The organism is Proteus mirabilis ATCC 29906, assembly GCF_000160755.1.
Taxonomy (GTDB): domain Bacteria; phylum Pseudomonadota; class Gammaproteobacteria; order Enterobacterales; family Enterobacteriaceae; genus Proteus; species Proteus mirabilis.
This window is the reverse complement of record NZ_GG668576.1, coordinates 668,451-681,074: the sequence shown is the minus strand read 5'-3', so window position 1 is coordinate 681,074 and position 12,624 is coordinate 668,451. Positions and strand designations below refer to the sequence as shown.

13 protein-coding genes are annotated in these 12,624 nt (G+C 39.3%); 8 read left to right on the top strand and 5 right to left on the bottom strand.

Features of this window, described 5'->3' with window-relative positions; all coding sequences use genetic code 11:
* The first annotated feature begins 197 nt into the window (after positions 1-197).
* The 3 genes from ypfJ to HMPREF0693_RS03175 all read left to right on the top strand — a co-directional run bounded on the left by ypfJ (position 198) and on the right by HMPREF0693_RS03175 (position 3,651).
* A complete protein-coding gene (ypfJ, locus tag HMPREF0693_RS03185) occupies positions 198-1,082 on the top strand; it encodes a KPN_02809 family neutral zinc metallopeptidase (protein ID WP_004243412.1) in 885 nt (294 codons plus the stop codon).
* Between the two features lie 62 nt (positions 1,083-1,144).
* Positions 1,145-1,597, top strand: a complete 453-nt coding sequence (locus tag HMPREF0693_RS03180) for a DUF441 domain-containing protein (protein ID WP_004243411.1) — start codon at positions 1,145-1,147, stop codon at positions 1,595-1,597.
* A 2-nt stretch (positions 1,598-1,599) separates the two neighbouring features.
* Entirely contained in the window at positions 1,600-3,651 is a 2,052-nt protein-coding gene (locus HMPREF0693_RS03175; protein ID WP_004243410.1) for a tRNA(Met) cytidine acetyltransferase TmcA, read from the top strand.
* Here HMPREF0693_RS03175 and HMPREF0693_RS03170 read toward each other — a convergent pair.
* Positions 3,593-3,790, bottom strand: coding sequence for a YpfN family protein (locus tag HMPREF0693_RS03170; protein WP_004243408.1), 198 nt, complete (start codon positions 3,788-3,790; stop codon positions 3,593-3,595). The genes HMPREF0693_RS03175 and HMPREF0693_RS03170 overlap by 59 nt on opposite strands.
* Before the next feature lie 97 nt (positions 3,791-3,887).
* Between HMPREF0693_RS03170 and HMPREF0693_RS03165 the strand changes: the two genes are divergently transcribed.
* The gene (locus HMPREF0693_RS03165) at positions 3,888-4,262 is read left to right on the top strand and encodes a DUF454 family protein (protein WP_004243406.1); all 375 of its coding nucleotides are present in this window, start codon (positions 3,888-3,890) and stop codon (positions 4,260-4,262) included.
* 16 nt (positions 4,263-4,278) lie between these two features.
* On the opposite strand, the gene HMPREF0693_RS03160 is transcribed toward HMPREF0693_RS03165, so the two are convergent.
* The 3 genes from HMPREF0693_RS03160 to HMPREF0693_RS03150 are packed head-to-tail and all read right to left on the bottom strand — an operon-like array spanning position 4,279 to position 6,451.
* Positions 4,279-4,947, bottom strand: coding sequence for a M15 family metallopeptidase (locus tag HMPREF0693_RS03160; RefSeq protein WP_004243405.1), 669 nt, complete (start codon positions 4,945-4,947; stop codon positions 4,279-4,281).
* Entirely contained in the window at positions 4,944-6,074 is a 1,131-nt protein-coding gene (gene dapE / locus HMPREF0693_RS03155) for a succinyl-diaminopimelate desuccinylase (RefSeq protein WP_004243404.1), read from the bottom strand. The genes HMPREF0693_RS03160 and dapE overlap by 4 nt, the downstream gene beginning before the upstream one ends.
* Positions 6,075-6,079: 5 nt before the next feature.
* Positions 6,080-6,451: an ArsC family reductase gene (locus tag HMPREF0693_RS03150; RefSeq protein WP_004248275.1), complete on the bottom strand. Its 372-nt coding sequence runs from the start codon at positions 6,449-6,451 to the stop codon at positions 6,080-6,082.
* Between the two features lie 200 nt (positions 6,452-6,651).
* Between HMPREF0693_RS03150 and HMPREF0693_RS03145 the strand changes: the two genes are divergently transcribed.
* The gene (locus HMPREF0693_RS03145) at positions 6,652-7,212 is read left to right on the top strand and encodes a hypothetical protein (protein ID WP_004248274.1); all 561 of its coding nucleotides are present in this window, start codon (positions 6,652-6,654) and stop codon (positions 7,210-7,212) included.
* Positions 7,213-7,281: 69 nt separating this feature from the next.
* Here HMPREF0693_RS03145 and HMPREF0693_RS03140 read toward each other — a convergent pair whose 3' ends face one another.
* Positions 7,282-7,905, bottom strand: coding sequence for a response regulator (locus HMPREF0693_RS03140; protein WP_004248273.1), 624 nt, complete (start codon positions 7,903-7,905; stop codon positions 7,282-7,284).
* Positions 7,906-8,454: 549 nt separating this feature from the next.
* On the opposite strand from HMPREF0693_RS03140, the gene maeB reads away from it, so the two are divergent.
* The 3 genes from maeB (at position 8,455) to HMPREF0693_RS03125 (ending at position 12,620) form a co-directional block, all read left to right on the top strand.
* A complete protein-coding gene (maeB, locus tag HMPREF0693_RS03135) occupies positions 8,455-10,737 on the top strand; it encodes an NADP-dependent oxaloacetate-decarboxylating malate dehydrogenase (RefSeq protein ID WP_036932158.1) in 2,283 nt (760 codons plus the stop codon).
* A 186-nt stretch (positions 10,738-10,923) separates the two neighbouring features.
* On the top strand, positions 10,924-11,793 hold the full coding sequence (locus tag HMPREF0693_RS03130; RefSeq protein WP_004243399.1) for a ChaN family lipoprotein: 870 nt from the start codon (positions 10,924-10,926) through the stop codon (positions 11,791-11,793).
* Positions 11,766-12,620, top strand: a complete 855-nt coding sequence (locus tag HMPREF0693_RS03125; RefSeq protein ID WP_223304308.1) for a TonB family protein — start codon at positions 11,766-11,768, stop codon at positions 12,618-12,620. Before HMPREF0693_RS03130 ends, HMPREF0693_RS03125 begins: the two co-directional genes overlap by 28 nt.
* Positions 12,621-12,624: the final 4 nt, after the last annotated feature.

Here is a 12,624-nt window from a genome sequence, read left to right as displayed (position 1 = left end):
GCTTAAAAACTGACCTTTTTAATATGCTATAAAGAAAAATTAACTAAGATGAATTGAAAGTGACTAATGGGTGCTATTATTTTGCTCTTAAAAAATAGGCAATAGTGATGAGATAATTTTTGTTATTATCTAAGATAAGTTGTCATCAAAATGACCTAGCAATTAAAATTAAGTGAATTACATAATGGGGAAGGGTTATGCGTTGGAATGATCGCCGAAGAAGCAATAATGTTGAAGATAGAAGAGGGCAGCCTTCTTCTGCATCCGGTGGTGGTAATCTCCCATTAGGATTAATTGCACTATTATTGCGTACAAAATATGGCTTTGTGATCATTATTATTTTGGTGATCGCAAGCTTTATGGGGTTTGATTTTAATTCGCTTACAGGGCAAACATCACAACCAACACAAAATAGCCAACAACAATCTGCCCTTTATAATGAAGCGGCAGATTTTAGCAGTGTTGTATTAGCCAGTACGGAAGATTTTTGGCAAGGGATGTTTGCCAAAGCCGGCGAACAATATCGTGATCCTAAATTAGTGCTATATACCAACAGTACCACAACGCAATGCGGTACCGGCACTAAAATGATGGGGCCTTTTTATTGTCCTGCAGACCAAAAAATTTATCTCGATCTCTCTTTTTATAATGAAATGAAAAACAGCCTTGGTGGGGGTGGAGAGTTTGCTCAAGGTTATGTGATTTCTCATGAAGTGGGACATCATGTTCAGCATCTACTTGGTATCACCACACAAATGCGTGAAAAACAGCAAATGGCACGTTCAAAAGTGGAAGCAAATCGCTTATCAGTAAGACTAGAACTGCAAGCTGATTGTTTTGCGGGTATGTGGGGGCGCTTTATTGCCGGTGAAGGCCGTGTTGATGAAGCGGACTTACTGACGGCCATTAAAACCGCACAAGCTATCGGTGATGATAGGCTGCAACGCCAACAACAGGGTTACGCTGTACCGGATAGCTTTACTCACGGCACTGCAGAACAACGTAAGACATGGTTTATGCGCGGCTACAATAGTGGCGATATTAAATCTTGTGATACATTTGCTTCTTCGTCATTGAACTAATAACATCTCACGCTTAAATGATATTAGAATGATTCAGAGAAAGAGAAGGATTATAAAAATAGATGAGTAATGTTGATCCCTCATTGCTAATTTTGCTGGTACTCGCAGGCCTTGGCATTATTAGTCATAATATGACTGTCACTTTAGCGATGATCTTTTTATTGGTTATTAAAATCACACCGTTAAACCAATATTTTCCATTAGTCGAAAAATACGGTATGACCATTGGGATCTTGATCCTCACCGTAGGTGTTATGACACCGATTGCCACAGGCCGCATTTCCGCACAAGAAGTTTTCAATTCTTTTTTAAATTGGAAATCATTACTAGCGATTGCAATTGGTATCATCGTCTCTTGGTTAGGGGCACGGGGGGTGTCACTTATGAATAACCAACCGTCAACGGTAGCGGGTTTACTCGTAGGAACTGTTATTGGTGTCGCTCTATTTAGAGGGGTTCCAGTAGGTCCACTGATTGCTGCGGGGATCCTTTCGTTATTGATAGGTAAGTCATAGTAGTGCCATCTTTAGATTTATTGCGCTATCAACAAGCCTTCGCTCGACTAGGCCAGCGGCGATTACTCCTTTTAGCGGGGAGCTATACATGGCAAAGGGAACAACTTCGAGCTATCCAACAGCAGTGTAAAGGCGATTGGCTAATACTCTCTTCAGAGATGTCTGAGGCGATAAAACCAGAACATGCTCATCAACTATTAGGCCGTGAATATCTTCACGCTGTATTTGACGCTAACCATGCTTTTAATGCTGATGCACTAGCGATGCTAACGGGAACGTTGAAAGCAGGAAGTTGGCTTATCTTATGTTTACCCGATATTGTTCAGTGGCAACATTATATTGATAACGATAGTCAGCGCTGGAATGATGCGCAAGGGGTTATATCTACTCCCCATTTTATGGCTTGGTTAGCAAAAATTACACTAGCAGATAAACAGGCCATTATTTGGCAAGCATCGCAGCCCCTTGTTCTACCTAAAATAAAAAATACAGGCCAACAGTGGGCGTTGCCTCAAGGGATGCCAACCATACAACAGCAACAGTTATTAGCGCATCTTTTACAGGTAAAATCTGGCGTATGGAGTATCACGGCACCACGAGGCAGAGGAAAATCAGCTTTAGCGGGAATGTTGATAGAGCAGTGGCCTGGCTCAGTGACGGTTTGTGCCCCTGCGAGAAACAGTATTGAAGTGCTATTATCTCATACACATAAAACCATCGAGTTCTACTCACCGGATAATTTGTTAGCTCTTTGTGATACAGAGCATTTGTGTCGAGATTGGTTAATTATTGATGAAGCTGCGACTATACCCATTGCTCAACTGATAGCTCTTTGTCAGCACTTCCCTCGAGTGTTAATGACCACCACGGTACAAGGCTATGAAGGAACAGGGCGCGGTTTTATTTTAAAACTGGGTGATAGCATTCCAAAGTTACAAAATTATCAACTTACCGTACCTATTCGCTGGGCGCAGGACGATCCACTCGAAAATTGGCTTAATCAACTGTTGTTACTTGATGAGCCTTCTTTTCATCATGCTAACCAATCTGGCGAGGTGGTGATCACCTCATGCCAGCATTTCGATAGTGAACAACGAGCCAATTTTTATCAACTTTTAACTAGTGCTCATTATCGAACCACGCCTTTAGATCTTCGACGTTTATTCGATGGACAAAAACAGCACTATTGGTCTGCATTTATTCATCGGCATCTTGTTGGGGCGGTGTGGTGTATTGAAGAAGGGGGACTAGCGAAAGCCTTAGCACAAGATGTTTGGCGAGGTATACGTCGACCAAGAGGTAATCTTGTTGCCCAATCGTTAGTCACTTACGGCTTATCCATTGAGGCAATGTGTTTAACTTCATTACGCATCAGCCGAATTGCGGTATTGCCAGCATATCGACGTCAAAAAGTCGCTGCAAAATTAGTTGCGGATATTGCTAAGCAGTGCCAGAAACAGAATATTGATTACCTTTCTGTCAGTTTTGGCTATACCGACGCATTAGCCAATTTTTGGCAACAATGTGGTTTTTATCTGGTGAGATTAGGCGTTCATAAAGAAGCCAGCAGTGGCTGTTATACTGCTATGGCTATTTACCCAATCAGTGCTCAGGGGCAGCAATTATTACAAGTTGCACAACAAGCACTCGCATTACAAAGTGATTATATCACTCAGCAAACAGGTATCTCTCTTGCTACTGCATTGCCTAACGCCAGTGAAGCAGATCACTGGCTGATGATGGCAGGTTTTGCTTTTGCCCATCGCTCTGTATTAACGGTATATCAAAGTGTTGGTTATTTTCTGCAAGATGAGAGATCACGCTACCCGTTATTAGTGGCATTTTTTATTGATAAGCAACCTGTAGAGGCCTGTGTAAAACAATTTTCGTTATCGGGCAAGAAAGCCCTTGTCACGACACTACGTCGGCAATGCCAACAACTGATGATAGAAAAAGATGAGCAATTAGCACAGGCTTACCAACATTGGTTAACGACTACTTCTTCTGGTCATTTTTGTTGGGCCAATCGTCCTCATCATCCCATTTATCATTAAAATCGCGATGGGGAGGCAGTTTCCGTTTATTTTTTAGAAACTGTTTTGGATCTATTTTATTCATATCTTTTATGGCATTAATAATTATTCCAACTAAAAGAATTAAAATAACCCACCAATAGTCAGTGATCCAGTGCATAAACCCGCCTTATGTTTTAAAATTGTTATTGAGAATGAGGAGCTTTTTTATTTACTCTTTACCCTAGAGCGACCAAGCATAATTTGGAAAGCATAACATGAAACGGATATTATTGATTATAGCAGGGTGGTTATCTGTTGGATTAGCCACATTAGGTGTTGTTTTACCTGTGTTACCCACAACACCATTTTTGTTATTAGCTGCATGGTGTTTTTCTCGCTCATCAACACGCTTTCATCACTGGTTGCTATATCGCTCTTGGTTTGGTGGTTATTTGCGCTATTGGCAAACTTATCGCGCCATGCCTAAGGGGGCTAAGCCGAAAGCTATTTTAGTCATTTTAGTGACTTTTGCTATCTCGCTGTGGTTGGTCTCAATGTGGTGGGTGAGAATTTTATTGCTGATAATTTTAGCCTGTCTGTTGATATTTATGTGGAGACTTCCTGTAATAGAGAAACAAGATGTCTCCTAAGATAAATAAAATCTAATTATTCTGGTAGCACAATATAGCGTTGATAAACCGTTTCTAAGTTATCTAATAGCCATTGTTTACCTAAAATCGGCTCTTCTTCTAAAACAGCGCGAAGGATATCGATAGTATAGGCCTGCGAAGCTTCATAAGAGAGAGGCAAATAACTGATATGCCAAGGCTCATAGGCAATATAACTCTCTTTATCGGTAAAAGGGCGATAAAAATCGTAAGCTGACATATTTTCAGTCAGCCAGTTATTAAGTTGTGCAAAATAGCCCCCTTGTTCATACTCCCAAGGTTCTAATTGCAATGATTGCCCATTAGGTAAACGGAAAGGATCGTAAAAATCAATTTCTGTGCCCCAATGATGGCGACTTGCTCCGGGTAATGCAGACCATTTTAAAATCGCCTCGCAGCGTTGGCCTTCTGATAATGTCTGAATATCAATAGGTTGACTTTCAGCATCTAATACAGGGCGAGTGCCTTCAAATTTGCCATTCCATATCGCTAACTGACGTTCAAAACTTCTAAATGAACTGGCAGGCATTAATTTAAATCCCGCTTTGGCCGCTTGTTGTTGTAACGCTAAAAAGGCTTTTGTCGCATTAAACTGTAAATGATGTCGCTCTGATAAAGTCACTAAATGATCCGTAGAACGACCCGTTAACATTAAAGGGGTTATCATAAAATAATCTGCTCCATGATCCGCTGATAGATGCGACTAAGTTGTTGTAAATCAGCAGCACTGACACACTCATTTACTTTATGAATGGTGGCATTAATAGGCCCTAATTCAACAACTTGTGCACCCATTTGGGCGATAAATCGTCCATCGGAGGTGCCTCCGCTAGTTGAAAGCGTTGGCTCTATATTGGTGTAGTGTTTTACTGAATAACGTACCGCATCCAGTAATTTTCCTTCACCAGTGATAAAAGGTTGCCCAGATAAAGACCAAGAAATGTGATAACGCAACTGATATTTTTGTAGTAATGCTTCAGTACGTTGACGAATTTCTTCATCTGTAATAGCGGTGCTAAAACGAAAGTTAAACTGTATAAATAACTCACCTGGGATCACATTATTACTGCCAGTTCCACTATTAATATTGGCAATTTGCATGGTAGTGGCGGGAAAATACTCATTGCCATTATCCCATACTGTATTCACTAACTCGTGAATAAAAGGTGACGCCATATGAATAGGGTTTTGTGCAAGGTGAGGGTAAGCAACGTGGCCCTGCGTACCATAAATAGTGACATTTGCTGTTATTGAACCCCGTCGGCCATTTTTTATCATATCGCCGAGTTGATGTTGACTCGATGGTTCACCCACTAAGCAATAATCAAGTCGCTCTCCTCGAGATATTAATGACTCGACCACTTTAACGGTACCATCATGAGCATCGGCTTCTTCATCGGAGGTAATTAAAAAAGCAAGACGTCCACGATGTTGCGGATAAGCATGCACAAATCGTTCAGCCGCGACAACCATGGCTGCAAGAGAGCCTTTCATATCGGCGGCACCTCGGCCATATAACATTCCATCACGAATAGACGGCTCAAAAGGTGGATTATCCCATAATGCATTAGCGCCAGGAGGCACAACATCGGTATGTCCTGCAAATGCGAGGGTTTCTCCCTCACCACCACGACATGCCCAAAGATTTTCGGTCTGACCAAAAGGCATTTTTTCAATGGTAAAGCCCAAAGGTGCTAATCTTTCGATGATCAGTTGCTGACAACCTTGGTCATCTGGGCTTACGGAAGGTCGAGAAATAAGTTGTTGTGCGAGTTCAATAACAGGGCAGGACATAAAAATTAGGCTCCTGTAAAAGTCAGGTAATCATTAGCATTAAAACCTACCATAAAACGATTATCAGAAGAGACTAAAATTGGACGTTTAATAATGGCAGGTTTATCAAGCATAAGTGCAATGGCTGCATTCACATCAGTGATAGCATTTTTTTCTTCATCAGATAATTGACGCCAAGTTGTTCCTCTTTTGTTCACCAATGTCTGCCAATCTAAATTTTCTGTAAAGGTGAGTAATAATGCTTCCTTCAAACCGTCTTTACGGTAATCATGAAAAACATAAGGAATATGATTATCATCTAGCCATTTACGTGCTTTTTTGATTGTATCGCAATTTTTTATGCCGTACATCGTGTATGTCAGGTTAGTAGTAGACATGATATTTTCCTTATATGACAATACGTAATATTGGTATCAATACGTATAAGTGTTATACAGATCCAAAGTAGCAGGTTTTGTTGTAGTGAAAAATCCTATTTACATTATAAAATATATTGGATATTAACCTGTCACCTAAGTGTAACGAATTGTGTAACGTAGAGTAATAGAAATAAAGATTTCCGTTGGTAAAAGAAAATATGAAAAGTATTTCACTGAGTCTTATATTGCTTTTACTCTCTACTTTTAGCTGGGCTAATGAAGATGAAGACAGCAAAAAGGTTGATGAGTATAAAACAGCCCTACAGGCATTTTTTAACAGTGATTATTTATTGTGTTTAGGCGAAGGGAAATGGCCCGTTTACAGTAATGAAAATGATGCTCCATGGGTTTTAGAGCGAATGAATGCATTAATGGATGCTGGTTTAATTGAACAAACTGTCGATGGTGACGAGTGGGTGTTCTCTCTAAGCGAGAAGGGACGAAAAGCTTGGCAACCATATCAAGATTTTTGTTATGGACACCTTTTTATTAGCCAAATAAAAGAGATACAACCTATCGATTCAGATAAAAGTACTATCTATTTTTATTATGGAGTCAAAGATATTCCTGCTTGGGCTAGAAATAGTGATGTACAGTCAGCATTTAGTGAACTGGATATAGTGATTAACGGTATCAATCGAGAGCTTTATCAGTTAAAAATTGAAAAGTTACCCGATAATCACTTCAAAGTATTAAGTTATCCTGTCCCTATTGAGTGATTTTCTAAAGTGAGAAAATGGCTTCCTTAAGAACTTAATTACCCCGACTTAATGTCGGGGTAAATTCGTTTAGTGCTGATGCTTAATTAAGATAAGGCTCGCCGCTAAACGTGATGTCACTTGTAGTTTCTTTAAGATATTACGAATATGTACTTTGACGGTTTCTTCTGAGATAAACAGATTTTCGGCAATCTGTTTATTTTTCATTCCCACCGCCACTTCTTGAAGGACATCAAGTTCTCTTTTTGTTAACGCAGATAGCGGATCAGAATAGTTTTGTCTTAATTGGATATATTGCCAAACTTTTTCACTGTAAACGGGGCGCCCAACCACCGCTTTACGTAAACTGAGTAGCAACATATCAAGTTCACACTCTTTCAATAAATAACCGTTAGCACCAGCATCTAATGCAGCATACACATCATTGCGAGAATCTGAAATTGATAAAACCAATACATAAGATGTTAAACCACAGCGACGCAGAGAACGAATAATATCAATACCAGAGCGTCCTTGAAGGTGTAAATCCATCATAATAAGATCAGGATTTAACTGTTTTGCTGTGGTGATTGCTTCTTGAGCATTGCCACTTTCGCTTACTACAATAAATTCCTTGTCTTGCTCTAACAATAGCCGTAATCCATATCTCATGATAGGGTGATCATCCACTATCATAATTGAGTAGCTAGGCATAACCCCTCTCCCTAAAAAATAATATGCGTAATCTTTTCAACAGCAGAAAATAAAAAATAAATTCCAAATAAGGAATAAAAATTAGAATCAGATATCTTATTAAAACAATAAGAAAATAAAATTGACGGTTGGCAATATTACACCAATTATTGTTACGGGTAAAAAAGAAAATAACCAAAACGACTAATAAAAGTTCTAACGATAGATAAATCCTTTTATTACAATGTATTAAGTTGATTTTTAACTATATTAAAATGCAACTACAAGTAAAAATAGTTATTGATTTATAAAACAATATAAAAAGTTTAATTATTTTAAGAGTTAATTTAGTTATAGATAAATAATAAACAAAGATTGTATTTTTTCTGTTCGTGTTTATTTCCATAATGAAATTAAACTGGGTTAATAATATACCCAGAAATAGGTATGAGAAGTTTATAATAAATGAGATGAACTAATTTGAAAAAAGTGTCGATACCATCATGATTTAACGAGCTATTACCATTATACTAACCAAGCCCTTACCCTATTGATACAAAGGATATGAAGATGGAAGACAAACTACAACAAAGTGCATTGGATTTTCATGAATTCCCTAATCCTGGCAAAATCACAGTGACACCAACTAAACCTCTAATAACACAACGTGACTTAGCATTAGCTTATTCACCGGGTGTTGCGGCTCCTTGCCTTGAAATTGCGGCTAATCCTTTAGCTGCGTATCGCTTTACAGCGAAAGGTAACTTGGTTGCCGTTATCTCTAATGGTACGGCTGTTTTAGGACTCGGTAATATTGGCGCCTTAGCAGGTAAACCTGTGATGGAAGGTAAAGGCGTATTATTTAAAAAATTCTCCGGCATTGATGTATTTGATATTGAAGTGAATGAAACCGATCCTGATAAATTGGTGGATATTATCGCTTCATTGGAACCGACTTTTGGTGGGATCAATTTAGAAGATATTAAAGCACCGGAATGCTTCTATATTGAACAAAAACTGCGTGAGAGAATGAATATTCCTGTCTTTCATGATGATCAGCATGGTACGGCAATTATTTCTACGGCCGCTATTATCAACGGGTTACGTATTGTTCGTAAAAATATTGATAAAGTTCGCTTAGTGGTTTCAGGTGCCGGTGCTGCTTCTATCGCGTGTATGAACCTTCTTGTCGCTTTAGGGTTAAAGCGTGAAAATATTGTTGTTTGTGACTCAAAAGGGGTTATTTATCAAGGCCGTGAAGCCAATATGGCAGAAACTAAAGCGGCTTATGCGATTAAAGATAACGGCAGCCGCACACTTGATGATGTGATCAACGATGCCGATATTTTCTTAGGGTGCTCAGGGCCGGGGGTACTGACCCAAGAGATGGTGAAAAAAATGGCACGCGACCCGCTGATCCTTGCGCTAGCAAATCCGGAGCCAGAAATTTTACCACCGTTAGTCAAAGCGGTACGATCAGATGCGATTATTTGTACCGGACGCTCTGATTTTCCTAATCAGGTCAATAATGTTCTCTGTTTCCCGTTCATTTTCCGTGGTGCGCTGGATGTGGGGGCAACCGCTATCAATGAAGAGATGAAACTTGCCTGTGTACATGCAATTGCTGAATTGGCACTGGCAGAACAAAATGAAGAGGTTGCTAGCGCATATGGCGATCAAGAACTGTCATTTGGCCCAGAATACATTATTCCAAAACCTTTTGATCCACGTTTAATTGTTAAAATTGCGCCTGCCGTTGCAAAAGCTGCAATGGATTCAGGTGTGGCAACCCGTCCAATTGAAGATTTCGCCGCTTATATCGAACACCTCAATGAATTCGTTTATAAAACGAATTTATTTATGAAACCTATCTTTGCTCAAGCGAAAAAAGAGAAAAAACGCATTGTATTGGCGGAAGGGGAAGATAACCGCGTTCTGCATGCGACTCAAGAATTAGTCACTTTAGGACTTGCTGAGCCGATCCTAATTGGTCGTCCTAGTGTGATTGAAATGCGTATTCAGAAATTAGGCTTACATATTCAAGCGGGTAGAGATTTTGAAGTTGTAAACAATGAAAACGATCCGCGTTTTAAAGAATATTGGCAAGAATATTTTCAAATAATGAAACGTCGTGGTGTTTCGCAAGAACAAGCTCGTCGAGCCGTTATTGGTAATCCAACACTGATTGGCGCAATTATGGTACGTAGAGGGGAAGCAGACGGCTTGATCTGTGGAACCGTGGGAAGTTATTCGGAACATTTTGAAATATATAAAAATGTTTTTGGTTTACGTGAAGGATCTAATACTGCAGGGGCGATGAATGCACTATTACTGCCTAGTGGTAACACCTTTATTACTGATACCTATGTAAATGAAGATCCTACCGCTGAGCAACTTGCTGATATCACTATAATGGCGGCAGATACTATTCGTCGCTTTGGTATTGAGCCAAAAGCAGCATTAGTATCCCGCTCAAGTTTTGGCTCTTTTGACAGCCCATCATCCATAAAATTAAGAAAAGCGTTAGAGCTTATTAAACAACGCGCCCCAGAATTAGAAATTGATGGTGAAATGCATGCTGATGCTGCTTTAGTTGAGTCAATTCGTCGCGATATTATGCCAGACAGCCCACTAAAAGGTTCAGCTAATCTGTTAGTGATGCCAACAATGGAAGCGGCGCGCATTAGCTATAACTTATTACGTGTCACTAGCTCCGATGGGGTAACGGTAGGTCCAGTGTTAATGGGAGTTGCTAAGCCTGCCCATATTTTAACGCCAATTGCATCTGTTCGCCGCATTGTTAATATGGTGGCATTAGCTGTGGTTGAAGCACAAACACAATCTCAACGCTAATCGCTAAACTGATTAAAATAGCCACTTTAAGCAAAGCGCCTTTTTTAATAAAAGGCGTTTTTATTTTACGGTATCAATCCGTCAACATTAAATACAAATAATTATAACAATGATATTGATAATTATTCTTATTAATATTAATCTAAGCCTATATTAAAAATAAGTAAATATAACTATAAGGTTAATATGTTTTTTTCAATATCTAAATGGTTCTTGTTATTAGTTTCACTTATTACTGTCTGCGCATGTAGTACAGTAGAAAAAAACACCGTACCTAGTACAACTCCCGCTATTATTACATCAGCCAATATTATTGATACGCGTACAGGAAAGACAATCACAGCTAATGCGCTATTAACTCAATTAGCCAGCCAATCGCGGGTGATTGTTGGCGAAAAACATGACAATCAATATCACCATGAGATTGAGTATTGGTTAATGACACAACTTCCCAATAAACGTCCTCAAGGTGCGGTTTTATTAGAGATGTTGACGCCAGATCAGCAAAATTTAGTTGATAATACGAAAAAACGTTACTCTAGCTCACAATATTTACGTGATGAACGTTTAATGTCTGTACTTAATTGGAATAAAGGCTGGTCTTGGAAAGGGTATGGCAATCTGATTAAAGAAGGGCTACAAGCAGATTATCCATTGTTAGCTGCTAATATCGATCGCAGTGATATTACAAATGCATATAAAAATCCACCTAATATTGAAGGTGAATATTCAACGCAACCTGCTGTTCGTCAGCTTATTAGTAAAACTATTGAGCTTTCTCATGGTGGTGCACTTGATAAAACACAAATTGAAAAAATGACCGTGATCCAACAACTGCGTGATCGTGCAATGGCAAAAAGTTTATTAAATGCCCCTATGCCCGCACTGTTGATTGCCGGCTCATTTCATGCCACTAAATTAATGGGTGTACCTTTACATATTAAAGATTTAGCCCCTAATGAAACAGTCACGGTACTTATTATGGCAGAAGAAGGTAGCGATATTACCTTTGAACATGCCGATTATTTGTGGATAACTCCTGCAGCCCATCCTTGATTATTGATAATACGCATATGTTGATCTCTTCTTCCGTTAACCAAATGGCGCAATTACAGCCTTGTCGATATTCGGGCTTTATTTTATCAATAGTATTTCATTTTACTTTAGTCATTAGTTATTTCTATATCACGCAACAACGCCCGGTGATAATCCATCAACCTGCACCGGCTGTTATGCTTAGCTTAAGTGAAAACGTCCAAGCGGTGAATAAAGAAAAACAGATTGTCGGTGTTGATCAGCAAATGGCTGTCGCCAGCCAAAAAAAACAGCAACAAGAGATTGCGGAGAAACAACCCAATCTTATTATTAATGAAAATGCAGATATTTTGCTTGAAAAGCCGAAAAAAGTGCTACAAAACCAGACTTCAGTTAAGGTTGCCCCTTCAATTGCACCAACCAAACCTTCACCTATTGTCAGTGAAAATGTATCGAGCCTATCCGCGCCCTCAACAAGCCATTCTGTTGCGAAACAACAGGCTAACGATGTTTCTGCAAATTATGATAGTGATGCAAATAAAGAAGCAGATGCCTTGGCATTATGGCAAGCTAAAGCCAAAGGTCATTTAAATCGTTATAAAGCTTATCCTGAAGAAGCGAAAAGAAAAGGGCGTACGGGAGCACCTAAAGTGCGTTTTATTGTTGATGGACAAGGTTATGTCATAGCCTGCGAATTGATTAATAGCAGTGGTGTCCGCTCACTAGATAAAGAGGCACAAAGTGTTATTAAGCGTGCTCAGCCATTACCAAAGCCCCCAGAAGAACTGCTTTTTAATGGTCAAATAACAATTGAAATGGCAATTGAATTTTCCACATTGACTTTATAATCCT

What these genes read in the sequence shown, in the direction of transcription:
- ypfJ (WP_004243412.1), top strand. Translation starts at nt 198, where the DNA reads ATGCGTTGGAATGATCGCCGAAGAAGCAATAATGTTGAAGATAGAAGA.
- HMPREF0693_RS03180 (WP_004243411.1), top strand. Translation starts at nt 1,145, where the DNA reads ATGAGTAATGTTGATCCCTCATTGCTAATTTTGCTGGTACTCGCAGGC.
- HMPREF0693_RS03170 (WP_004243408.1), bottom strand. Translation starts at nt 3,790, where the DNA reads ATGCACTGGATCACTGACTATTGGTGGGTTATTTTAATTCTTTTAGTT.
- HMPREF0693_RS03165 (WP_004243406.1), top strand. Translation starts at nt 3,888, where the DNA reads ATGAAACGGATATTATTGATTATAGCAGGGTGGTTATCTGTTGGATTA.
- HMPREF0693_RS03160 (WP_004243405.1), bottom strand. Translation starts at nt 4,947, where the DNA reads ATGATAACCCCTTTAATGTTAACGGGTCGTTCTACGGATCATTTAGTG.
- dapE (WP_004243404.1), bottom strand. Translation starts at nt 6,074, where the DNA reads ATGTCCTGCCCTGTTATTGAACTCGCACAACAACTTATTTCTCGACCT.
- HMPREF0693_RS03150 (WP_004248275.1), bottom strand. Translation starts at nt 6,451, where the DNA reads ATGTCTACTACTAACCTGACATACACGATGTACGGCATAAAAAATTGC.
- HMPREF0693_RS03145 (WP_004248274.1), top strand. Translation starts at nt 6,652, where the DNA reads ATGAAAAGTATTTCACTGAGTCTTATATTGCTTTTACTCTCTACTTTT.
- HMPREF0693_RS03140 (WP_004248273.1), bottom strand. Translation starts at nt 7,905, where the DNA reads ATGCCTAGCTACTCAATTATGATAGTGGATGATCACCCTATCATGAGA.
- maeB (WP_036932158.1), top strand. Translation starts at nt 8,455, where the DNA reads ATGGAAGACAAACTACAACAAAGTGCATTGGATTTTCATGAATTCCCT.
- HMPREF0693_RS03130 (WP_004243399.1), top strand. Translation starts at nt 10,924, where the DNA reads ATGTTTTTTTCAATATCTAAATGGTTCTTGTTATTAGTTTCACTTATT.